A 23,904-nucleotide genomic window follows, 5' to 3' on the forward strand; every position below is an offset into this window, starting at 1 on the left:
CTCGCGCGTCATCATTCGGCCTGGCGCATGGCTTCGACCGGATCGATCCTGGCGGCGCGCGACGCGGGCACGAGCGCCGCGACGACGGCGGCCACGCCTAACGCAGCCACGGCGGCCGCCAGCGTGAGCGGGTCGAGCGGCGCCACGCCCACCACCATCGCGCGCAGCTCCCGTTGGGCGAGCACCGTCATGACCATGCCGCACGCGGCGCCGACGACGAGGAGCGTACCCACACGTAGCGCCAGCTCGCGCACGACGCGCCCCGGCTCGGCGCCGAGCGCGATCCGGATGCCAATCTCGCGCCGGCGCGTCGTGACCGCCAGCGCCACGAGGCCGTACAACCCGATCATCGCGAGCGACACCGCGGCTACGCCGAAGGCGGCGATGATGCCCGTTTGCAGTCGCGTCTCGCCCAGCGTCGCGTCCAGGTTGTCCTCGAGCGTCCTGAGACCGAATACCGCACGCGTCGGAGCCACGCTGCGCACCGCGGAACGAATCGAGCCCATGAGCGCTCGCGCGCTGCCGCTGGTGCGGACGACGTACTCGGGGTCGGGCCAATCGCCCGGCCCCAGGCACTGGTACACGTAGGGCACCGCGGCGGTGCGCAGGTTGTCTTCGCGAATGTCGTCGACGATGCCCACGATCTCCGTATTCGGCCAATCGGGGCGGTCCTCCGACCACCGCATCGACTGGCCGACCACGTTTTTCCCGCGGGCGTACGCATCCACGAACCGGCGGTTGACCACGACCTTGGGGCCGCCGTCGCGGACGTGCGCGAGCGGCGGGCATGTCGTGCCGGCCACGATGCGTGCGCCTAACGCAGCAAAGTAGCCGTCGGTCACGCTGCGTTCTCCGACCGTGAGCTGGTCGCGGTCGGCGGCCTCGGCACTTGGGGTCTGATTCAGGAGGTGCAGTCGATAGCGCAGGGTGGCATTCGACGCCGGGAGAAAGTTGCTGAATCCCACCGATTTGACGCCGGGCAGCGCTTCGAGCGCGGCGATCAGGTCCAGCTGCATGTGTCGGATGGAGTCGCGATTCTCGCTCCACGCGGCGCCCACGTGAAACGTGATCGCGTGCGACGGATCGACGCCCGGGTCCACGTGGACGATGTTGTAGTAGCTCCGGAGCAGCAGCGACGTGCTGCACAGGAGCAGCGTGGCGATCGCGATCTGCGCCGCGACTAACGCACGCTGCGAGCGGCTGTCGGACGACTGGCCGCGGCCGGCTCTGCTGATCCCGGCTGCCGCGGCGGCGCGGGTGGATCGCCAGGCGGGCAAGGCGCCGCATCCCAGGGCCGCCGCGACGCCGCACACCGACGCCACGACCACCGCCTGCCAGTCGACGGCGAGCCGCGTCACACGCGGCAGCGTGTCGACGAGCGCGGCCGACACGCGCAGCACCGCAACGTCGGCCGCAACAGCGACGCCGACGGCGATGGCGCAGAGCACGAGCACTTCGCGCACGACGCCCATGACGATCTGGATCCGTGACGCACCCAGAAAGCCGCGAATGGCGAGCTCGCTCTCGCGGCGTTGCAGCTGCGTGAGCATGAGACCCGCGGTGTTGGCGAGTGCGATCAGCAGCAGCAGCGCCACCGACGCGAGGATGAACACGAGCGGTTGCTTCGCGTCGCCGAGCTCGGCGCTCTTGAGGTCGCGCAGGCGATCGGACCACCCGCGGTCGGTCGCCGGAAACTCGATGCCTAACGCAGCCTGCACGCGCGCGAGATCGCGTTGCGCCTGGGCGATGGTCACGCCGGGCTTCATCCGACCGACGCCGGTCAGGAATCGCGCGTCGCGCTGCTGCACGAGTTGCCGCGGCAGTTGCGCGGGAAGCCAGACGTCGACGTTCTTGTCGCCGAAATCCGGCGGCATCACGCCGACGATCGGGACGCTCTGGTTCCCGAGCTCGAGGTGCCGGCTCGTGATGTCGGCGCGCCGATGGAATCGCCGGGTCCAGAAGCGATCGCTAATCACGGCCGCGGCAGGTCCGCCGCTCGCTTCCTCGTCGGGCGTGAACGTGCGACCGACGACTGCGTTGACGCCGAACACGCTGAAGAAACGCGGCGTCACACGCCGTCCCGCCAACCGTTCGGGTGTGTCTCCGCTCGTCTCGGTGACGCTCTCCTGGTAATCGCCCGAGAGCGCAGCAAACGTGTGATTGAGGCGGTTCCAGTCTTCGAGGCGGCCGGGTGCAACGAGACCCGCGGCCTCGCTCTTGGCGGAGTTTTCCTCGAGGACGTAGACCAACCGGTCCGGATGCGGGTACGGCAGCGGCTGGAGCACCGCGGCATCCACGATTGAAAAGACGCTGGTGGTCGCGGCGATGCCGGCGGCGAGAATGATGATGGCGGCGGCGGCGAACCCGGGACGGCGGGCGAGACTGCGCGCGGCGTGCATCCACGATCTCAGCATGGGCGGCCGTACTGGAGCGAGCGACAGCGACGAGCGCGGAACCAACTACGCATTCTTCTCTGACACGTCGGTGCTCGCTCGCGTTGCATTGTGGTGGCGCGTTCGCTTCACGGGCGGGACATCGCGGCGCGCCGTCGACCCTTGCGCTGCGCGCGTCAATCGCGCTGAATGACTGGAGGGTATGTCCATTCCGCATCCTGCAACCGGACTGCGGGGCCGGCGTACCGAGTGCGAATCGCTCGATCAGCTGCTTGACGACGTGCGGGCGGGGCGGAGTCGCGTGCAGGTGTTGCGGGGCGAGGCGGGCGTCGGTAAGACCGCGCTCCTGGAGTACCTGGTGGCCATCGCGTCATCGGGCTGTCGCATCGCGCGCGTGGCAGGCATCGAGTCCGAGATGGAGCTGGCGTTCGCAGGGCTGCACCAGCTGTGCGCGCCGCTCCTGAACCACCGCGACCGCTTGCCGCCCCCTCAGCGCGAGGCGCTCGACACCGCGTTCGGTCTGACCGGTGGACCGGCGGTCGATCGCTTCTTCGTGGGACTCGCGGTGCTCAGCCTGCTGTGCGACGCATCGGTGCAGCAGCCGCTCCTCTGCATCATCGACGACGCACAGTGGCTCGACCAGGCATCCGCACAAGTCCTCGGCTTCGTCGCGCGGCGGCTCCTGGCCGAGCCAGTGGGAATGGTGTTTGCGGTGCGCGACGCTCGAGACGGCCACGAGCTCGGCAGCCTTCCGGTGTTGATGGTGAACGGCCTGGACGAATCGGATGCCCGCGCGCTCATCGCCTCGCGCACGCGCGGACCGCTCGACGACCGGGTGCTCGACCGGGTCATCGCCGAATCGCACGGGAATCCGCTGGCGCTGCTCGAGCTGCCTAACGGACTAACGGAAGCCGAGCTCGGGGGAGGCTTCCGGGAGGTCGACGCGGGCCCGGGGTGGAACGCCCTCGAGCAGAGTTTCCTCAACCGCGTGCGGGCGCTGTCCGCTGACGCGCAGCGGCTGTTGCTGCTCGCCGCCGCGGAGCCCGTGGGCGATGCGGCGTTGCTCTGGCGCGCCGCGCAGCTCGTCGGCGTGCGAGCCGACGCTGCCGTGACGGTGGAAGCCGGTGCCTTGATCGAGCTCGGCGCCAGCGTGCGATTCCGGCATCCGCTCGCACGCTCGGCCGCCTACCGGGCGGCCGCCATCCGCGATCGCCGCGACGCACACCGCGCCCTGGCCGAGGTGACTGACGCCGATGATCCAGATCGGCGGGCGTGGCACCTCGCGCAAGCGACGGTCGGTCCGGATGAAACAGTCGCAACCGCACTGGAACGCTCGGCCGATCGGGCGCAGGCGCGCGGCGGCATGGCCGCAGCAGCCGCGTTTCTCGAGCGCGCGACCGACCTCACCCCCGACCCCGCTCGCCGCGCCGCGCGCGCACTCGCCGCGGCGCATGCGAAGTTCGAAGCGGGCGCCACGAGGTCGGCGCACGAGCTGCTCGCCGTGGCGGAGATCGGTCCCTTGGACGGCCTCCAGCGCGCGCAGCTCTCGCGGCTGCGCGGCCACATGGTGTTCGCGCACCGGCGCGGACGCGAGGCGCCGGCGCTGCTGCTCGATGCGGCCACGCGTCTCACGGATCTCCATCCGGTGCTCGCGCGCGACGCGTACGTCGAAGCGTTAGGCGCGGAGATTTTCGTCGGCCGCGCCGGCGCTTGCGATGCGGTTCGCGTCGCCGAAGCCGCCCGCGCTGCGCCGCCGGCCCCCGAGCCGCAGCGCTCGACCGACCTCCTGCTCGACGGTCTCGCGACCCGTTTCCTCGATGGATATGCCGCGGCCGTCGAGCCGCTGCGACGGGCATTGCGAGGATTTCGCGACGAGGCCGGGAGCAGCACGAATGGCGTCGTTCGCTGGCTCTGGACCGCGTGTCCCGTTGCGCCCGAGCCGCTCGCCGCCGACTTGTGGGACGACGAGTCGTGGCTCGACCTGGCCGCGCACGCGGTTCGACTCGCGCGCGACTCCGGCGCGCTTGTCACGCTTCCGATCGCACTCAGTTATCGCGCCGCCGTTCACGTCCATGCCGGTGAGTTCGCTGCGGCTTCGGCGCTGATCGACGAAGCGGATGCGATTACCGAGTCCACCGGCAACGCGCCGCTGCGCTACACGTCGCTCGCGCTCGCCGCGTGGCGGGGCGAAGAAATCGCCGCCGTTAGGCGCATCGACGATGGCGTCAAGGAAGCGACCGCCAGGGGCGAGGGCAGGGCGCTCGGTCTCGCCGGGTATGCGACGGCGGTGCTGTACAATGGGCTCTGCCGGTACGAAGCCGCCCTCGCCGGCGCACAGCAGGCGTGCGCCTACGATGATCTCGGATTTTTCGGATGGTCGCTAGTCGAGTTGATCGAAGCCGCCGCTCGCTCCGGAGCCAGTCATGTCGCGACGACCGCGTTGCGCCAGCTCGAGGAACGAGCGCACGCGGTTCGCACCGACTGGGCACTCGGCGTCCTCGCCCGGTCGAGGGCACTGCTCGAGCACGGACTCGCCGCCGATACCCTGTTCCGCGAAGCGCTGATGCACCTCGAGCGCTGTCGCATCGTCGTGCATCTCGCGCGCGCACATCTCGTGTACGGCGAATGGCTGCGTCGGGAGAACCGGCGCGTGGATGCCCGAAAGGAATTGCGCATCGCATACGAGATGCTCGCTCGCATGGGCGCCGAGGCGTTTGCAGAACGAGCGCGAGCTGAGCTTGCCGCGACGGGCGAAACGGTGCGCAAACGGATGGCCGAATCGCGCGATGCGCTGACGGCGCAGGAAGTGCTCGTCGCTCGACTGGCCGCTCAGGGCCGTACGAATCCCGAGATCGGCGCGCAGTTGTTCATCAGTCCGCGCACGGCCGAATACCATCTGCGCAAGGTGTTCACGAAGCTGGGGATCAACTCGCGCAGGAATCTCCGCGATGCCATTCAGCGTGTGGCGCCAACCGCGTCGCCGTGGTAGAGCCGGGTTACCCGCGACTAGGGTATTTGACGGACGCGATCCGCCACCCTGGTGCCCATCGTCCTCCGGGTCCACAGCACGGAGTACCGACATGAGCACCATGACCACGAAAGACGGCACCCAGATCTACTATAAGGATTGGGGCCGCGGTCCCGTCGTCCTGTTCTCCCATGGATGGCCATTGAACGCCGATGCCTGGGACGGGCAGATGCTGTTCCTAACGCAAAACGGTTGCCGGACGATCGCGCACGACCGGCGCGGTCACGGCAGATCCAGCCAGCCATCATCCGGCAACGACATGAATGGCTACGCCGATGACCTCGCGGCGTTGATGGAAACGATCGATCTCCGCGATGTCACGCTGATCGGTCACTCGACCGGCGGCGGCGAAGTCGTTCGGTACATCGGACGTCATGGCTCGGATCGAGTCGCGAGAGTCGTGTTGATCGGCGCGGTGCCTCCGCTCTTGCTCCGGACGCCCGCGAATCCCGACGGCCTGCCGATCGATCTTTTCGACGGTTTGCGTAAGGGACTGTTCAACGACCGGTCGCAATTCTACAAGGACTTCGCGATTCCGTTCTATGGCGCGAATCGATCGGGCGCCAAGGTCTCACAGGGGATCCTCGATCAATTCTGGCTGTGGAGCATGCAGGTGGGACTGCTGAATTCCTACGAGTGCATCAAGGCGTTCTCGGAAACCGATTTCGCGAATGACTTGAAACAGATCGACGTCCCGACGCTGCTGCTGCACGGCGAAGACGACCAGATCGTTCCGGTGCAGCTCTCGTCGAAGAAGATGGCGCGACTGATCCAGGGCGCGAAGGAGGTCTACTACCCGGGTGCGCCGCATGGCCTGACGGCCACGCACCAGGATCAGGTGAACGCCGAGCTGCTCAAGTTCGTGCAGGCTCCGCGGCCATCGCGCACGCGCGACCGCGAAATGGCGACCACCGCTGCGCGTTGACGGAGGATCACTCATGAAAATCGTGATTATCGGCGGGACAGGGCTGGTGGGCTCGAAGCTCGTTGCCCTGCTTCGCGAGCACGGCCAACAGGCGGTGCCGGCGTCGTTGGACACGGGTGTCAATACGATTACCGGCGAAGGGTTGTCTAACGCCCTCGCGGGAGCCGCCGTCGTGGTCGACGTGTCGAACTCGCCCTCGTTCGACGATGATCCGGCGCTCGAGTTTTTCGAGACGTCGACCAAGAATCAGATCGCAGCCGAATCTGCCGCGGGCGTGCGGCATCACGTCGCGCTTTCGATCGTCGGCTGCGACCGGATGACGGGGAGCGGCTATCTCCGCGCCAAGGTCGCGCAGGAAAAACTGATCAGAAGCTCGCCGATTGCGTACTCAATCGTGCGCGCGACGCAATTCTTCGAGTTCGCCAAACGGACCGCGGACGCAGCGACGACCGGCAACACGGTGCGGATTCCGCACGTGCTCTATCAGCCGATGGCGGCGGCCGATGTCGCCGCCGCGCTGTGCCGTGTCGCCGAGGAGGCGCCGCTCAACGGCATCGTCGAGATCGGCGGACCGCAGCAGTTTCGTTTCGACGACTTCATCAGGCAGGCGCTCGAGGCGTATCACGACCATCGCGTCGTGGTTGCCGATCCCGAGGCACGCTACTTCGGCGCGGTCTTGGACGATCACAGCCTGGTCCCCGGCGCCGGCGCCAGACTCGGAGAAACGCGCTTTCAGGATTGGCTGCAGTCGAGCGCCGTCCCCGCCCACGCCTAACCGCGCGACGGACACCAGGCAGTTTCACCGCGATCGAATGGATGGGCGCCGCTCGCGCGCATGGAGCGGCGCGCCATCCATCGGACGCTTGTGCCATTGAGGAGGACAAAGCAATGACGTTCAAGATTTCGGCCGCCGCGCTGGCAGCGATGTTCGTGTGCGTCGCCAGTGCATCGGCGATCGCGCAGGAACCCAAAGTCACGCCGGTATTGACGAAGCAGCTGGCGGACATTCCAGGGAAGGACCTGCTGGTGCTGACGGTCGAGTACGCGCCGGGCGCGGCGGATTCGCCGCACCGGCACAATGCGGACGCGCTGGTCTACGTGCTCGAGGGGTCGGTCATCGAGCAGGTGAAGGGTGGGAAGCCGGACACGTTGACAGCCGGGCAGACCTTTTACGAACGTCCGGAGGACATCCACATCGTGGGGCGGAACGCGAGCACCACGCAGCCCGCCAAATTGCTGGCGATTCTCGTGAAGAAACGAGGCGCTCCGCCGCTGGTGCCGGTGAAAGCGAGCCAGACCCCGTAGCGGCGCGGGGGCTCACGATCGGAGCACCATGATGGGGAAGGGACGGATCGAAGCCTTCAGCGACGGCGTGTTGGCGATCATCATCACCATCATGGTGCTCGAGATGAAGACACCGCCTAACGCATCGCTCGGCGCCTTACGGCCGCTGACGGCGGTGTTTCTGAGCTATGCGCTGAGCTTCTTGTACATCGGCATTTATTGGAGCAACCATCATCACCTGCTGTACGTGACGCACCGCGTTGGCGGCGCGATCATGTGGGCCAATCTGCACTTGCTGTTCTGGCTGTCGTTGGTGCCGTTCGTGACACGATGGATGGGGGAGAGCCATTTCGCGCCGGTGCCGACGATGTTGTACGGCGTCGTGTTGCTGCTCGCGGCACTCGCGTACTGGGTGCTCGAATCCGCGATTCTGCGGAAGGAGGGCGCCGGCTCGACGCTGGCGGCGGCGATCGGCAGCGAGCGGAAAGCCAAGGTGTCGCTGGTGCTGAACGCCGCCGCGATTCCGTTGGCGTTCGTTAGGCCGTGGATCGCCGGCGTGCTCTACGCCGTGGTGGTGATGCTCTGGCTGGTCCCCGACCGCCGCATCGAGCGCGCGGTGACGCACGTGCGGCAGGAGATCGATCCCGCGGATTGACCGTCAGCTTCGACCCCGAAGCGCGGCTGTCGGCTCGGGCGCTGCGGGCACGCGCGGCCGGCGAGCGCCTGAGCGTTAGTCTCCGCGCAGCGTCACCGTCGGGTCCACTCGCCCGGCGGCCACGGCGGGCGCCGCGGTCGCGAGCAGGGCAACCGACACCACCACGGCAGCCACCGCGACGTACACGATCGGATCGGTCGGCGATTCGTGGAAGAGCAGTGCGCTGCTCCATCGCCCTGTTGCCAGTCCCACCATGCTGCCTAACACGACACCCGCCAGCACCGTGCGCAGGCCGTCTCCGACCACCATCGCCACGACGCGCGGCCGCGGTGCGCCGAGGGCGAGGCGCACCCCCAGCTCTTGCCGGCGCTGCGCCACGCCGTGGGCGATCACGCTGTAGAGCCCGACGGCGGCGAGGACGAGCGCCAGGGCGCCGAAGGCGACGAACATCGTGGCGCCCAGCCGCCAACTGTCCATCGCCGGATCGATGATCGTGCCTAACGGAGTCGCCGTGAGGTACGCTGCGCCCGGCATGAGCGCCTGGAGCCCGCGGCGCACGCGCTCGGCCGACGCGTCCGCACGTCCGCGCACGCGCACGAGCAGCATGCCCGTCGATTCGGTGTCCTGCGCGATCGGCAAGTAGTAGGTGAACTCGCGCGCCGACGTGAACGAGCGCAGATGCAGATCCTCGGCGACGCCCACGACGGTGATGCAGGGCGCCGTGTCGGCGTCGAGGCGGATGCACTTGCCGAGCGGGTTCTGTCCCGGCCAGAGGACGCGCCCCATGCCGGCGCTCACCACGGTGACCGGCGGCGCCGTTGCGCCGTCGCCGGCGGTGAACCCGCGGCCGTTCAGGATCCGCGTGCCTAACGTACGGAAGTAGGCCGTGTCACCGGCCTGCATCGTGAACCGTCCGAGCAGCGACACGCTGTCGATCCCCGTGACGAAGAGGCTGCGGCCTTCGAAGGCCCAGAACGGAACCGATGCCGCCGGTGTGGCCGCCACGACGCCCGGCATCGATGCGGCCGTGGTGGCGAGCCGTTCCTCGAGTGCCTTTCTCGCCGGTGTGGGCATCTTCGTGCCGCGCATGTTCTCGGTGACGACCAACACGGGGCCGACATCGTAGCCCAGGTGGAGATGCCGCACGTTCACGAGGCTTTTCACGAAGAGGCCGGCGCCGATCAAGAGCACCACCGACAGCATGGCCTGCACCAGCAGCAGCGATTGGCGGAGCCGGGAGCGGCGGGCGCCCGCCTCGCGCGCCCCGGCGCCTAACAATTGGGCGATGTCGCCGCGAAGCGCGTAGATCGCCGGCGCGAGGCCGGTGCCGACCGCCGCCGCCACGGTGACGATGATCGTCACGGCGATCGTGCGCGGGTCGGCGAAGAGCACCGTTCCGGCCCCATCGTGGATGAAGAGCGCGCGGATGGCCCTGCCGCCCCATTGCGCCACCGCGAGCCCGGCCGCGCCGCCTAACGCAGCCAGCAGCAGGCTCTCGGTGAGCAGCTGGCGGACGAGGCGGGCGCGGCTCACGCCCAACGCGAGGCGCAGCGCGATCTCGCGACGGCGCGCCAGCGCCCGCGCGAGGTGCAGGTTGGCGACGTTGGCGCACGCGATGACGAGCACGATGAGCGCCACGCCGCTGACCCACAGTACGATCTTCGTTTCGGGCCCGGCATCCGGGCCGCGGTCCGATTGTACCGGACCCAGAGTCGCGCGCGGGCGAAGGGCGCGCACCTTCGTGGCCCAGGCCGGATCGTCGGGATACTCGCTCACGCGACTCCGCACGAGCGCATCGGAGATGTCGGCGGTCGCCTGCGCAACGCTCACACCAGGTGCGCGCTCGACTGCCATCTGGAAGGACTGCCAGTGGTAGTCGCGGGTGTGGTCCTCGGGTCGCATGTTCCACGCGAACGCCGCAAGCGGCAGCCAGATCGCTGGGACGCGCGTCACGTCGCCGCCATCAAACCCGTCGAAGCGCTGCGGCGTGACACCGATGACCGTGAACCAGGTGCGTCCGACGTGCAGCTTGGCGCCCAGCACGTTGGAGCGGCCGCCGAACTGCGACTGCCAGTAGCCGTAACCGAGCACCGCGACCGGCGCGCCGGTGGGCAGCCGGTCTTCGTCGGCGCGGAAGTATCGGCCTAACGCCGGCCGCGCGTCGAAGAGGCGAAAGTAGCTCGCGCTGACGCCGGACACCGGAATTTCGCGCGCGTCGTCGCCGTCACCGACCGCGATGGTGAACGTCGTGAACCCCGCCACCGCGTCGAAGCTGTGCGTGAAGTGTGTGAGATCCACCAGACGCGCGATGGAGGTGTAGTCATTCGTCACCTCCTGCCGCGCGACCGTTTGGGACAAGTAGACGCGGTTCACGCGCGACGGATCGCGCAGGTAGGCGGGCGGGCGGAGCAGCAAGCGGTCGACGACGGCGAACATCGCCGCGTTGGCGCCGATGCCGAGCGCCAGGGCGAGCACAATGCCGGCGCTGAACGCGGGTTTGGCGCGGATGCCGCGCGCCGCGTAGCGGATGTCGTGCGCCAGGCTTTCGATGAAGGCGGTGCCGCGGCGGTCGCGGATTTCTTCTTTCGTTCGTTCGAGGCCGCCGAACGCGATCAGCGCGTGGCGGGCGGCGTGCTCGAAGGAGACGCCGCGTTGCGCGTACTTCTCCGTTTCGCGCGCGATGTGGAAGCGGAGCTCCGCGTCGAGCTCGCGTTCGACGTCGCGGCGCCGGACCAGCGCGCGGACGCGGTAGCGCAGGTCGCTCCAGAATTCGCTCAGCATCGTGCCTCCCGGGGAAGTCTCTCGCCGGTTTCCCCCCTATTCGCTTCTACAGGGCCCAGAGGACAGGATAGGGCTGGACCTGTAGAAGCGCAAGAGGAAGAGGCGGAATCCCGGCTCGGCGCGCACACCGAAAGCAGCCGCGCCGCGATGTACGCGCCTTTGTTAGTCGGAATGACCTGCCGCGACGCTTTACCCGAGCGCCGCTACGTGCTATGGTGGACGCGCGGATCGACACGACTTCTGCGTCGGCACGATACTCGCGAAGTCGCGTCCAACGGCATCGACGCCTTTGAGCGTCCCCACATGGCGTAAGACCTTCAAGTCACCATGGACGGGTTGTTGGGCATCGTCGTACCTGAGGACCACGGGGAGATTTCATTCCGACCGTGGCGCTTGAATCAGGGGGCCGGTCTCCACCATTCATGCGCCCGGACGCACCGAGCGAGCCAAGAATAATGGGTCACTGTGGACGCATTGATGCCAACGGCAGATAATGGAACGTTGGGCGTTCCTAACACACCCGGCGGCTACGAGCAATCGCTGAGCGATGGCCTCACCCGCTATGGTGACCGCGAATTCATGTTTGTCGAGCCTACGGGCAACTGGGGCGACGACTTGATCTATCGCGGTGCCGAAGCGCTCGCGAAGCGTCTCGGGCTCACGTGGCGCACGCTTACGGTCGATCAATTCGTTGCAACTGCCGCCGATCCCGATAGGGCGATTTACATCCACGGCGGCGGTGGCTTCAATCGCTGGTGCAGCGGGAAAGCGTTGCGCGCGCTCGCGCATGCCGTGACTCACTATCGGGGCCCGGTGATCAATGGCCCCATGACGGTGGACGATACGGACGGATATGTGGACGAGGCTATCGTGCCCGCGCTCGAACGGGCAAGCGCGTGCGAGATCGTGGTCTACGTGAGAGAGCGGACCAGCCTCCGGAGCCTGGCGGGCAGGCTTCCGTCGGGCATCCATCTGCGACTCGACCACGACACGGCACTGCACTTGACCCCGCAAGAGGCTTTGGCAGGGCAGCGGATGGGTTCGCGCTACACACTTTTCGCGCTGCGGGAAGACGACGAAGCCCCATCAAATGCCGACCCGCGGCAGTTCCGCGGCGTCCGGCTCGACCCGGCGATGTACGCCCGAAGCTTCGATCATTGGATACGGATCCATGCTCTTGCGCGAAGCATCGTCACGAATCGCACGCACAGCTCGATGGCAGGCACGGTGCTCGGTAAGCCGACCACGCTGCTCGGCGGGAGCTATCACAAGAATCGCAGTATCTGGGAATACTCGCTTCGGTCCCGAGGTGTGCGCTGGCTCGACTGGGAGCCAAAGGCGAAAGATTCGCTGAGGGCACGGACCGCCGCTGTCGGCCTCCCGTTCATCGGACGCATCGCGCGCAGCTGGAAGGTGCAGCGGACGATGCACCGGCTTCAGGGTGTCCCATGGTCGTGAGCGCACATCGGCGCAGGCCCGCGCGCAGCGTGAACGCATGAACGTCACGATCATCATCCCAAGCACTTGCGAAGAAATGCGTGCGGCGACGTTGCGGCGCGCGATGGAGAGCTTGCTCGAGCAGCGGGGTGTCGTGCCTCGCGTTCTCATCGTCGCCAATGGGAACCGATCCAACCCGGCGCTCATGCGCGAGATCGCTGCCATACCCGGGGTCACCGTCGAGTACCAGATGGAAGCCAGTCTGCCTAACGCGTTGCGCCACGGCGTTTCGCGCCTGGCCACCGAGTACTATGGTTTCCTCGACGACGACGACGAATATCTCCCCGATGCGCTGGCGTTGCGCTGTGCGGCGATGGAAAGCCGACCAGATGTCGATGTCGTCGTTACGAACGGTTACGAACACAGGGCGGGGACCGATCGCCTGCGCGTCAAACATCTCGGCGTCGCGGCGCAAGATCCGCTGCGCGCGCTCCTCGCTCAAAACTGGCTGGCGTCGTGCGGTGCCTTGTTCCGCGCGAGCCGGGTGCCCGTTTCCTACTTTGACGGCGTCACGCGATACTACGAATGGACCTTTCTCGCATTCAAGCTCGCGATGACGCGGAGGATCGAGTTCATCGATGTACCGACCTTTCGCGTTCACGAGTCGCCGCAGTCGCTCTCCAGGTCGCTCGGGTACTCTGAGGCGGAAGTCGGTGCCTTGCGGCAAATCAGAGACCTGGAGTTGCCGTCGGATGTGAAGGCTGCGCTCGCGGCCAAGATCGGCCACGCGCATCACGCACTCGCCGACGTGTACTTGGCGCGCGGCCAGCGCGCGCTTGCACTTCGTCATCACATGCTGAGCCTTCTCGTGCCGGGGTGGACGGGCCGTCTCGCCTACTCGAGAAGACTCTTACCCGGCTGGCCCACCGATCGGCCGCCGGCGTAGCGCAAAGTCAGTTCTGGACCGCGGAGGCGGCGAGGAATCGGCGGCGCAGTCGCGGCAACACCGTGGACTGGATCTCGCGACGGAAGACCAGCGCCACGCCGGTCGCGTACATCGGCAACGCGACCGCGATTTGCAACAGGAATGAGCTCATGTGCTCCACCGTCCACCATCGTTCGCAAGCGTAGCAGGCCGCCGCATACGGCAGGGCAGCAAGCGTCGGTCGCAAACAGCTCTGCCACACGAACGTTCTGAGCGGCAGGTCCACGAGCCGGCAGACGTACTGTGGGCGAAGGAAGAGGGAGAAAAACAAGCTGGGAATCGCGGTTCCCCACGCTACCCCCACCACGCCGATTCGCCGGGCAAGAAACACGGAAAGCGCGAAATTGGCGATGCCTTCCGCAATCGTCCAGATCGCGCCGATCCTGTGCTTGGCGATGCCGATCATCACACCGCCCGCCGTATGACTCGCATTGCGGGCGAACAGCGCGGTCAGCAGCACCATGACCACAGTACCTGAGGTCAAGGCATAGCGCGGTCCCATCCATACCCGGATGAACGTGTGGCCGCGCAAAAACAACGCGATCTGGATCGGCAACCCGATCACGAAGGTCATCCGAGTCCCTTCGATCAGCAGCTGGCGGAGGCCGTGCCTGTCGCCCGCCGCCTCGAGACTGCTTGCCAACGGAGAGAATGTGCTGGTCAGCGCGGAGACGATGCCGCGCACATAGTTGGTCAGACTTCCGCCGATCGCGTAGAAGGTGACAGCTGTCGCCGACAGCACTGCGCCCACGACCAGATTGTCGGTGAAGTAGATCATTTGCTGCCCGACCTGAATCACCACAATCCACGAGCTGTAGTTCCAGAACTGTCGGAGGATTTCGCGATCCACCAGTCGAAAGGAAATGCGCAGGTGCCGGTACTCCTTTCGGCACAGGAGCAGCTGCGCACAGCCAGCGAGAACGCCCGTCGTGAGTTCGGTCGTGGCAAGGCCGACGATACCAAATCCGCCCAGCACAACCAGGACAGCGGATACCGCCCGAACAATGCTTTGACCAATCGTGACGCCGGCGACGAGGTCAAAGCGATGGAGCGCAGTCAGCACTCCTCCGAAGACGCCGAGCGAGAGGCTGACTGCGACATTGATTCCGAGGAGTGCAATGGCGATGCGCGCGGCCGACACTGTGGCCGTCGGAAGGTGCATGAGCCGCGGCGCCAGCCATGCCGCATTGCCGGCTATGACCAGCGCGAGCAGCCCAAAAATCATTCGGCTGGCGAGCGCGGTGGATACCACGCGAGCGGAGTCCTCGTGGTCCCCGCGCACGAAGTCGCGAGCGACGAAGCGGGTGACCGCGCTTCGCAGGCCGAAGTCGAGCAATCCCATGTAGGATGCGAGGGAGCCGACAATGACCCAGACGCCGTACTCTTCGCTTCCGAGCCGAGATACGAGGAAAGGCGCGAGGAAGAACCCGACGAGCAGGCTGGTCGCCATGGCGGCCCAGTTGCCAAACACCCCGCTTACGACTCTACGAAGGCTCGCCACAATGTCTCCAGTGATGCCCGTGCGCGCGTCGGCGTTTGGGCATGTTCAACGGTCTCTTTCTGCATTCCAGCAGTGGGAAGTGAGTTCCGGACATCGTTCACGCGCCGTGCCGGACCGCGGCGCGCCGCCATACTCGCAATTCGGCGGCCGCTTCGGGGACACGGCAAGCTGCACGCCGATCGCCCGCCGGACCATGCCGGTCATGTCCGTCACAGGCGGCCCCTGTTCTCGCCGGGCCGCGACATGACGCGTTCCTTGCCGGCACTCGGCGGCCTCCGTGTGGCGGTCGGCGAAATCGACCTGGCATCAACGGCGACGCGCTCGGGTGAGACTCGCGCGCACGCGTCAGTCTGACGACGGGACACCCGCACATGTTTCCGCGTTAGGCGGCGACGCCGGACATGATCGCGTCCGCCTCCTCTGCCCGGTGCCTGGCCAAGTTTGACCAATTCTTGACGGGCGCTTGTATTGACCGTAAAACGGTCGCCGCCTGACGTAATTTCTGAACCGCTTACGGCAAGAGGTAATCATCGCTGCGGTTAGGCGGCTGCGCCGACATTCGTATCCGAGCATGGCATCATGGCCGCTCGCCCGACGTTAGCACCTCGGCTCGAGTTGGTTCGAGCGAAGTACTCGAACGGGGAAGTGCCCGAGTGGCAACTCAACCGATACCTCGCGCACGGCCAGCGGCTCGAGGCCATCGGCTTTGGCTCAGGCGGCAACATCACGACGGTTGTGCAGCGAAATCCGCGGGCCATCTATCAGTTCGAGTACTCCGATCCTCGAATCGTGACCGGTGGCCTCACGAGTTGGGCGAAGCCCGGGGCGTCCGGGCTGCTGCCCATTGATAGTCCCACCGACGTGGTCGGTGTCACGCCGGATGGAATACCGCTCTATCTGGACGCGAGCACGGCGACCGTCAAGACGAGCACGATCTCCGGCCAACGCGTCCTCGTGGCAGTGCTCGACTCGCTGCCTGTCGTCCAATCCGCTTGCGCCATCGATGCACGAACGATCACGTTCGTCGAGGCGCGCCATCCTGATACCGTATTCGTTAGGCGAATCTCGGCTTTGTCACCGCCAGCGGTTCCACTGGTGGCAGCGCCGCGAGATTCGCTTCCCCCCCCGGTGTGGACCGCCACTCGATTCGGCGGCGCGATGGGCTCGGGTTGCGTACTCTGGGCGCCTAACTGGCGCAGCGTTGCAACGCTCGTCGATTCGACGATTCACTCGGAGTGGCCGCTGCATTGGGCATCCGCCACTCCAAGCCGGCCTCGGCGGCTCCTCGCCTGGCTTACGCATCGCACGGTCAGGCCGGTGTTCGCTGAAGACGTCACGATGTTTCCCGGCGGCGTCGCGGTGTTGTCGGACGCCGGTACCGTCATCGACCTGTACGGCATGGACGCCGGACAATACCTCCGGAGTCTCTCGCTCCCGCGGCCTGTCCTGCGCATCGGCGGAGATGAAGCTCGCATCTTCACGCTGCGCCAAGCGTCCGGCAGCATTCTGTTCGCCTCATTCATCTTACCCGAGACGGCGCGAGCGCTCGCGAACAAAGTTGGACGCGGGCTCGCCGAGACAGACTCCACTCCCCAATGGCTCCGCCTGTTACGTCAAATTTTGCGATGACAGATGGGTTGCGCGCTGCTCGGCGTCGGGCCGGGTTGGTCGCGCAAGATGCCCGGGTAACCGTGCACCAATGAAAAGCGGAACATTGCCCGCCGCGTTGCTGCTGCTGCTCACCGCGTGTAGCCGGGCGCACACCAGCCACGCCGACACATCCGATAGCGCCCCGCCGCCGCCACGTCCCCCTCGTGCTGGTGTTGCGCCGCCCCCGCCGCTTCGAACCGTTGTTCTAACGCAAGCGCAGTATGATTCCATCATGGCAGCCAACGGCAAGGGACGTCCGGACCGAGGGCGCCGCCTGATCAGGAAGGATTCAGGGAAATCAGAACCATGAACGCTGGAGCGCATCCGGCAGCGCATGCGCCGCCCGAATCCGGTACGGGCGCCGCTGCTCTTGAGCTGGGCTCCAGGCGCTAGTTGTGTGGCTCAAATATGGTGGCGTCGCTCCGACCTGCACGTTTCTGAATAGCGACGGCGTGTGTCGTTCAAGGCCGGGAATTTCGGCGAGAGCGCCGCAAGATTGCCCCCGGTGGATTCGAACCACCAAGCACCCACCGCGTTAGGCCCTCAACTCGCGCAATCTGACCATAAGCGTACATCGGACGCCATCGGTCCGGACCGAAATACGCACCCTCCCGCACCAGTTCCCGCACCAGTCGAGGAAACCGATTGATGCAGCGGGACGATTGCCCCGCGCTGAGCGCGGATCGCCTCGCTGCGCGTCAGCCACGCGCACCGCGCACCGGTTTCGTCGCGGCGCCGACATCTCGCGCGGCTCGCGCGCATACAGGAGATAGCGCATGACTTGGAATCAGGACTGTTTGGCTACCCGGCCGTGATCGACCTCGGGTCTGGCGTGACGTCAAGCCGGTTCGCCCGATGGAGCGGGGCGCCGCCGACCGCGGGGCTCTGCTCGAGCGGTGCGGACGCGGAAGTGGTGACGTTGGCCTTGGCCGACCCCGGCGGCTCACCCGATCCCGGACCGCAAGCCCAGGGCGTCGGCTTGCTCGCAGTGCCGGGCCTCCCGGTTCAGGTCGAGGCGGGCGCTGCGTTTTCGGTGGGTGCCACGCTGCAAAGTGATGGGACCGGACGGGCGATCACGTGGGCGAGCGGCGCGAAGGTGGCCCGCGCGCTGGAAGCGGCGACCGCAGCGGGTCAGGTCAAGTGGGTGGTTCTGTTGTCCGGACGGTAGGCACTTAACCCAAACCGAGGTGAGCCATGAGTTACGAAGTCCGCGATACCAGCCGAGTCGCCTGGCCGATCGAACATTCCGAGGTGGTCAAAGCGGCCAACCTCATCCTCGCGCGCATCGACCGCGATGTCGGATCTTGGCGCCTGTATCGTGGCGACTGCGAGCGCGAGGGCATCATCACCGGCGAGGCCACGCCGGTGCTGTCCGGCTATTCGACGTACAGCGAATTCGGCCGCAGGTGGCTCAATCCGGACGCGGCCGACATTGAGCGCGCCGTCGCGCTCGTCCGCGCGCGCGAGACGACCGAGAAACCGTCACCGGCAGCACGGCGATGAACAAGAACACACCGAACGACAAGACAGCGTCGCGAGTTCGAGCCCGAACGATCGTCGGCGCCGAAGCAAGGTTCGCCAGGCGCCCAATGGCGGGAACGACTGGTTGCCGCTCGAGGGGCTGGCCTCTGCCGAAACAAACATCGAATGGGCCGAGATCGCGCTCATCGCCAGGCCTTGCATCAACGTCGGCGGCGCCAGCGACGATCGTTCGGGGCCTTCCCTCGATCCTTCGGGACCCCGATCCGCACACCGATGAGGCGCGCTCTCGGCCGCACGATAATGGCGTGCTATTCAGCACGCAAAGCTGTGGCTGGGTTCACCAATCCCACGCGGCGCGCCGGCACGTAGCAGGCTGTCACGACCACAACAAACACGACAACCGATACTATGCCGTAGGTGCCAGAATCCAGCGGAGTCAGGCCATATAAGAGACTCCGTAGGAACCAACTGGTGGCGAGTGCACAACAAACGCCGACCAGAAATCCCACGGCGGCTAGCCGCAGTTCATGGAAAACAATCAGCTTGACAATCCGCGAGGATTGAGCCCCGACGGCGAGACGAATCCCAATGTCGCGCCTTCGTTTTGTCATCCGGTAACTGACAGTACCGTACAGCCCGACGGCAGCTAAGATGATCGCCATTCCGGCGAACAACGACAAGAATGTGGCAGCCGCCCGGTTATCGCGCAGTTGCGGGGCGACGATAGACTCAACGGTTTCGACATCGACGAAAGGCAGGTTAGGCGCAAGCGCTGCGACTTGCCGTCTTAAATATTCCACGGATGCGCTCGGGTTACCGACGACTCTCACAAATAGAGTCGGAATACCCTGCACGCTGTCGTCTTTCAACGGTAGAAAAATGAAGGGAATGGGCGCTTCCTGGAGCTGCAGGTACTTGCCAGTCTCTACGACGGCTATAACACGGGTACACTGTCCTACCTTCTGCTGCGGTCCGACGCTGATGCACTTGCCTACAGCGGATTGGTTAGGCCAGAGGTCTGCCATAGCTTTGTTAATCACGACCGCGCTTCCGTCGTCGCGGAAGTCTGTCGCCGTAAACGACCGTCCACTGAGTACTCTCGTGCCGACTGTCGTGAAGTAATCTGCGCCGACATAGTTTAGATACGGACCGATCGGCGGCTGGCGTGGTTGGTCGCTTCCGACGGCCCGCACGGTGGTCGCCTGTACGTCGCGAAACGGCACGCTCAGTGCGACGCTTGCCGCTTGCACTCCTGGCAGGTGCCGGAGTCGATCGAGTGCGCGAGAATAGAACGCTTCCTGCGCTGCGGCACTATACCCGGCGCGCTCAAGATCAACCGACGCAAGTAACAGGCGATTGATCTCAATGCCGGGATCAACCGACTGAAGGTTGCGGAGCGAGCGCATCAACAAAGCGGCATTCGTTAGGAGTATGACCATCAGGGCGACCTGGAAAGCAACAAGCCGATCCTGCTGGCGCGAATAGTTCCTGCCGGACTGGTTCCCACCGATCTTTAGGTCCGCCGTGATTTCCTTTCGGAGCCAGATGACTGCTGGGATCAGGCCAAAGAGTACTCCAGTGAAAACAGAAACAAAGGTTGCGAATCCAAGTGCTCGTTGATCGAGAGAAATTGTGGTTCGTGGGAAACCGGACGGAAAAAGGGGCGCTCGGATCGTGAGATAGGCTATCGCGACACCCACCGTTCCGCCAAAGACCGTCAGAAAGACGCTCTCGACAACCAGTTGGCGTATCAGGGCCCACTTTGTTATGCCGAGACACACACGGATGGCTATCTCGCGACGACGCTGCATCGCCCTGGCGAGTAGGAGGATGCCTACGTTCGCGAGAGCGATGAGCAGGACTAATCCTGCAGCAATCGTTAGCCAAAGAACCGCCGTAGACGCCGCGCCGCGGCCCGGTCCCAACATCATGCTAAGCGGCCCGAAAAGAACGGACGGATGCTTATCGAGGCCCTCCACCGACTGCGCTGCTTGAGCCAAGGCGCTTGACGCAGCCAAGGTGGCTGCGGACTTGCTGACGCCGGGGAAAAGTCTCCCAACAATGCCGAGCCAGCTCGCGAATCGCGCTTCGAGCCAGGGAAACCCGGGCATCACGTCGTTTGCCGCGGCCATCGGTACCCAAATGTCTACTGCCCCTGGATCGACACCCGCGAAGTCGCCTGGTGCCACACCGATCACAACGAAGTCTAGGCCAGCACAAGTGACTGTCTTACCGATTACGGCGCTGTCCCCGAGAAATTGACGTAGCCAGAATGCATGGCTGAGCACAACGACTCTGGATAGCGCACGTGAAGTTGTCTCCTCAGCGCTGAAAAAGCGTCCAACCGCCGGGTGAACACCGAGAAGAGAAAAGTATCTTGCGGTGACCAAGATGCCGTGCAATCGCCGAGCGTCTTCCCCGCGAGCGAAGTCCAGATCCACGGTGGCGAATGCTGCAAGGTCAGCAAAGATGTGCCGGGTAGCACTTAGGTCGATAAAGTCAGGGTAGGATAGGCTGGCGCTCGCCTCGGTCTGAAGGTTCCCCGCTCGCCGAGTCACATGTACGCGAAATAACCCGGATGGGTCGCGTACTAACGGAGGAACTCGCAGGATTACCGCGCTGACGACGGCCACGATCCCGGTGCTTGCGCCAATGCCAATACCTAAGCACAAGACAATAACTGTCGTCAGCCCTCGATTGCGGAAGAGCGACCGAATCGCAACTCGAGTGTCACGCCAGAGCCCGCCCATCATCGTCGGACTCCCAGATCGCACTTCTGTTTGCTGGTCATCATAGGCGTTTGGTCATCTCGCATGCGGTGAGCTGTCCTAACGCTGTACCCGTCTCAGCCAAGCGCAATCACACCAGCGGCAACGTCCCCTCATCGCGGCTTTAGGTTCTCGAGCGAGCGTGCGCCCCAGGGCGCTCACTCGGATCGGCCGCCTACTTTCCCGAAGCCTGGACTCGTCTGACCCACTTCTCAAGTGAATCAAGAGGCAGTACCACGCTTACTCTTTCATTACGGATAACAATGGTCGGAGTACCAGTAATGCCTATCCGATCTCCGGCGGCGAGGTCAGTTGCGATAATATCCTGAACGTCCTTTTCGGACTGACACGTGTGAAACATTACGGTGTCGGGAACACCGACTCGCTGCGCAAATGTCTGCCAGCTCGTCACCCCGATAGAGTCCTGCTCTTTGAACAGGAGATCCGCGTATTCTTGAAACTTTCCCTGGCGGCCTGCACACTCGGCCGCAGCTGCGGCGGCGCGCGCGAAGGGATGTATTGAAAGCGGATAGTGACGATAGACTACTGCAACCTGACCAGGATGCGATTGAAGCAATTGCTGGAGTATGCCGTGCATCTCGCGACAGTATGGGCACTGAAAATCCGAGAACTCGACAACCTTGATGGGCGCCGTTGCTGCACCTTGCAAGTGCCCCGTCGAAGCGAGGCCTTCTCAATGGTCGATGCGCTTCGGTTGCATGGTAGGCGCAGTGTCCGTCGCGAAGAACTCTCGCCGAGCGACCGCAACAGTAACGAAGAGTGCACAAACAGTGAGAGTACCGGTCAGCAAGTTGGAAATGAAATTCGGTTTCATCGGTCCTCTCGTGGAGTCATCAGAAAGCCTGATTCCTTCATAGGTGGGCGACCTTGCTGCTTTGCAGTTCCGAGCGTGTAGCCCAAGAACGCGTTTGCACTGAAGGCATCGTTCGCCGCGCCTCAAGTGGCGGGCGACAGCAAACGGGTCGAGCGAAGAGTATTAACGCGCCAAAGTGCCTGGTATTGTGAGCGACTCTTCTTTCCTTCTTGGAAAGCCTAACTGGGCAAACGCAACGGCGCCGCTCGTCAAAGAACGTCCGTCGCCGTTGCGCTCATGACTTCCTTTCTACTTGCAAGCGCAACCCTGTGCAGTGCACTGGGCGCCAGATACTCCACAGCAATGACATGTGGGCCCGCTACAGCAATAGCAATCGTGGAGACACGTTCCGCCCGCCTGCGCCGACGCTGCCGGCGTCATCACAAAGAGTGATCCGCCAGCCGCAATGGTTAGGATGGCCAACGTGTTAATTGCAAGGCGTTTCATGCTCCCTCCTTTCTTGGGGTCTGAACGCACATCTGCCGGAACTCCCGGCGGGAAATCCTTCGTGCCAATGACATGACCGACCGCCCCGACGGACATCGAAAGGTTGCACGAGGCAACGGTGTTACTTGTTTGAGCTCGTGTCCTGTTGGCGCAGCGACACCGTCAAGCCACGCAACAGTGCGTCGGGGCCCTCGAGCGTGGAATCTTCTGCGAAGGGAGCCGGAGAAGGCAGTTCCTTCGACTCCTGCGACCTTAGTGTGCTATCTAGCTCGGCAAGCAGAGTAATCGCGCCGAGGCAAGGCTCCTTAGAGCTGAGGTCACCGCGACACGCCCCTAGCGAGATGACCCAATTTGGACCGCGAGATGAAACGGAAGCTTGAACGGGCGCTGGAGCCTGGTTAACGCCGCTTCCACCCAGTCCGTGGCAGCCTAGCTCAGCAAATCCGCAGCCCAGAAAAACCGTGCAAGCGAGTACCAGACGGCATGGACTCATAGTCGCGCCTCCTAGACCGGAAGGTCAGTATGATGAGGTGTCCCTTAGTCGGAATCGCGGAATAAGCGGAGAAGATGTCATGTTGCTTCAGTTAGAGAGCAACTATTGAGTTCTAACTGTGGCCGTTAGCAATTGATCGCACATTACTTCGGCACGGGTTGCAGTGTGATGTGCGATGGGATGCAGCGCGCCTAACAACATAGGCATCGACCTGATTTCACCGCAAGTCCTCCGACCCGACACATCAGATTGCGCCCTTTCGCCTGCCTTACCATCGGCCCAACCCACAGATCCCTTAACGCGCTGATTGGCTAGCTGTTCCGGACCCTTTGACCGCAAGCAGAGCGCGATGCTTGACCCCGACGAAATAAGTTGCAGCGTTACCGGCGCATTCCCAGTGAGGCGCTCCCGTGTCGGGACCATGACGCCCGGCGCGCTTGCGAAATCCGGCATCGAAGCCCTCAACGTAGAGAACAGCAGCGCCTGGTACCGCTGCCTTTCCTGCGGTCACGCGTGGCAGCCACCGGTTCTGCACGGCGGGCGGTATCCGCGCGGATGGTGGAAGTGCCCCGAGGGCTGCAACGAATGACCGAGTCAAATACGCGGCGGATTACCGGGCGTGACAGGTGCGAGTGGGTTGTCGAGGAGATCAGACCTTCTTTCGCTCTGCTGCGTTGCACGCGCGACGACGACGGCGTCGGCAACGGCGTTGAGACGCTCATCGAGGCGCCGTACGAGTGGGCGGAGATGCCGGAGGCCGCGCTGGCCGAATTGTTGGAAGTACAGCAGCTCGCGCCCTTTGTCGTCGAGAAGCTGGTGGGTAGCGTCAAGCAAACCGACCGAGAGAAAGCAAGCCGAATCACCGTCGGCGAACTTCGTGAGATGCTGAACGGCTACTCCGCCCATACCGAGATCACATTCGGTTGCACGTTGGACGCCGTCCCGCTCGCCTTCTCAAGAATCAAGAGTCGGTCGCTCGATGACAACTTGGTGCAGATCGAGCTCGCCGAGCTAACCGACGCCGCAAACTGATAGTGCCTCGCGGCAGCGCTCTACAGAGTCCCCTCAAGAATGTTTCGCTAGGCATAAATATGCCTAACCGTGTGACAACACTGACCGAGCAGTCAACAAACTTCGTGGAACTCGTGCGCTGGCGGCCTTGCGAAGCACCTCGGGATTCATGTTCATATACCCACGTCGA

Annotated in this window: 15 protein-coding genes; 11 read left to right on the top strand and 4 right to left on the bottom strand. The window is 64.8% G+C overall.

Features of this window, described 5'->3' with window-relative positions; translation table 11 throughout:
- Positions 1-11: 11 nt before the first annotated feature.
- Positions 12-2,414, bottom strand: a complete 2,403-nt coding sequence (locus tag VFW04_02510) for an ADOP family duplicated permease (protein HEX5178179.1) — start codon at positions 2,412-2,414, stop codon at positions 12-14.
- 181 nt (positions 2,415-2,595) lie between these two features.
- On the opposite strand from VFW04_02510, the gene VFW04_02515 reads away from it, so the two are divergent.
- The 5 genes from VFW04_02515 (at position 2,596) to VFW04_02535 (ending at position 8,285) form a co-directional block, all read left to right on the top strand.
- On the top strand, positions 2,596-5,382 hold the full coding sequence (locus VFW04_02515) for a LuxR family transcriptional regulator (protein HEX5178180.1): 2,787 nt from the start codon (positions 2,596-2,598) through the stop codon (positions 5,380-5,382).
- A gap of 91 nt (positions 5,383-5,473) precedes the next feature.
- Positions 5,474-6,346: an alpha/beta hydrolase gene (locus VFW04_02520; protein HEX5178181.1), complete on the top strand. Its 873-nt coding sequence runs from the start codon at positions 5,474-5,476 to the stop codon at positions 6,344-6,346.
- 13 nt (positions 6,347-6,359) lie between these two features.
- Positions 6,360-7,121, top strand: coding sequence for an SDR family oxidoreductase (locus tag VFW04_02525; protein ID HEX5178182.1), 762 nt, complete (start codon positions 6,360-6,362; stop codon positions 7,119-7,121).
- Positions 7,122-7,234: 113 nt separating this feature from the next.
- On the top strand, positions 7,235-7,651 hold the full coding sequence (locus VFW04_02530; GenBank protein HEX5178183.1) for a cupin domain-containing protein: 417 nt from the start codon (positions 7,235-7,237) through the stop codon (positions 7,649-7,651).
- Between the two features lie 28 nt (positions 7,652-7,679).
- On the top strand, positions 7,680-8,285 hold the full coding sequence (locus VFW04_02535; GenBank protein HEX5178184.1) for a TMEM175 family protein: 606 nt from the start codon (positions 7,680-7,682) through the stop codon (positions 8,283-8,285).
- 75 nt (positions 8,286-8,360) lie between these two features.
- On the opposite strand, the gene VFW04_02540 is transcribed toward VFW04_02535, so the two are convergent.
- On the bottom strand, positions 8,361-11,066 hold the full coding sequence (locus tag VFW04_02540; protein HEX5178185.1) for an ADOP family duplicated permease: 2,706 nt from the start codon (positions 11,064-11,066) through the stop codon (positions 8,361-8,363).
- A gap of 477 nt (positions 11,067-11,543) precedes the next feature.
- On the opposite strand from VFW04_02540, the gene VFW04_02545 reads away from it, so the two are divergent.
- Both VFW04_02545 and VFW04_02550 read left to right on the top strand, forming a co-directional pair.
- On the top strand, positions 11,544-12,524 hold the full coding sequence (locus VFW04_02545) for a hypothetical protein (GenBank protein HEX5178186.1): 981 nt from the start codon (positions 11,544-11,546) through the stop codon (positions 12,522-12,524).
- Between the two features lie 37 nt (positions 12,525-12,561).
- Entirely contained in the window at positions 12,562-13,449 is an 888-nt protein-coding gene (locus VFW04_02550) for a glycosyltransferase family A protein (GenBank protein ID HEX5178187.1), read from the top strand.
- A gap of 7 nt (positions 13,450-13,456) precedes the next feature.
- On the opposite strand, the gene VFW04_02555 is transcribed toward VFW04_02550, so the two are convergent.
- Positions 13,457-14,938, bottom strand: coding sequence for an oligosaccharide flippase family protein (locus VFW04_02555; protein ID HEX5178188.1), 1,482 nt, complete (start codon positions 14,936-14,938; stop codon positions 13,457-13,459).
- A gap of 630 nt (positions 14,939-15,568) precedes the next feature.
- Between VFW04_02555 and VFW04_02560 the strand changes: the two genes are divergently transcribed.
- The 3 genes from VFW04_02560 to VFW04_02570 all read left to right on the top strand — a co-directional run bounded on the left by VFW04_02560 (position 15,569) and on the right by VFW04_02570 (position 18,142).
- Positions 15,569-16,618, top strand: a complete 1,050-nt coding sequence (locus tag VFW04_02560) for a hypothetical protein (GenBank protein HEX5178189.1) — start codon at positions 15,569-15,571, stop codon at positions 16,616-16,618.
- Positions 16,619-17,471: 853 nt separating this feature from the next.
- On the top strand, positions 17,472-17,807 hold the full coding sequence (locus VFW04_02565) for a capsid cement protein (GenBank protein HEX5178190.1): 336 nt from the start codon (positions 17,472-17,474) through the stop codon (positions 17,805-17,807).
- Positions 17,808-17,833: 26 nt separating this feature from the next.
- Positions 17,834-18,142: a hypothetical protein gene (locus VFW04_02570; protein HEX5178191.1), complete on the top strand. Its 309-nt coding sequence runs from the start codon at positions 17,834-17,836 to the stop codon at positions 18,140-18,142.
- 287 nt (positions 18,143-18,429) lie between these two features.
- On the opposite strand, the gene VFW04_02575 is transcribed toward VFW04_02570, so the two are convergent.
- Entirely contained in the window at positions 18,430-20,874 is a 2,445-nt protein-coding gene (locus tag VFW04_02575) for an ABC transporter permease (protein HEX5178192.1), read from the bottom strand.
- Positions 20,875-23,216: 2,342 nt separating this feature from the next.
- Here VFW04_02575 and VFW04_02580 point away from each other — a divergent pair.
- Entirely contained in the window at positions 23,217-23,735 is a 519-nt protein-coding gene (locus VFW04_02580) for a hypothetical protein (protein HEX5178193.1), read from the top strand.
- The last annotated feature ends 169 nt before the right edge of the window (positions 23,736-23,904 follow it).

It is taken from the genome of Gemmatimonadaceae bacterium (assembly GCA_036273715.1).
Lineage (GTDB): Bacteria > Gemmatimonadota > Gemmatimonadetes > Gemmatimonadales > Gemmatimonadaceae > JADGGM01.